The 330-nt window shown below is 53.0% G+C and carries 1 rRNA gene; it reads right to left on the minus strand.

Annotated features, from left to right (window positions below):
• Positions 1–330, minus strand: a 16S ribosomal RNA gene (locus NATSA_RS15345); the annotation flags it as partial.

Consider the following 330-nt stretch of genomic DNA (forward strand, 5'->3'; position numbering starts at 1 on the left):
CGCGGTTACTAACACTTCTGGACTACTGGGGTTTCTAATCCTGTTTGCTACCCACACTTTCGAGCCTCAGCGTCAGTTGGTGCCCAGTAGGCCGCCTTCGCCACTGGTGTTCCTCCCGATATCTACGCATTCCACCGCTACACCGGGAATTCCGCCTACCTCTACTTCACTCAAGAACCACAGTTTCAAATGCAGTTTATGGGTTAAGCCCATAGTTTTCACATCTGACTTGCGATCCCGCCTGCGCTCCCTTTACACCCAGTAATTCCGGACAACGCTTGTGACCTACGTTTTACCGCGGCTGCTGACACCTCCAGGATTGCAGGTACC

It is taken from the genome of Natronogracilivirga saccharolytica (assembly GCF_017921895.1).
GTDB classification, from domain to species: domain Bacteria; phylum Bacteroidota; class Rhodothermia; order Balneolales; family Natronogracilivirgulaceae; genus Natronogracilivirga; species Natronogracilivirga saccharolytica.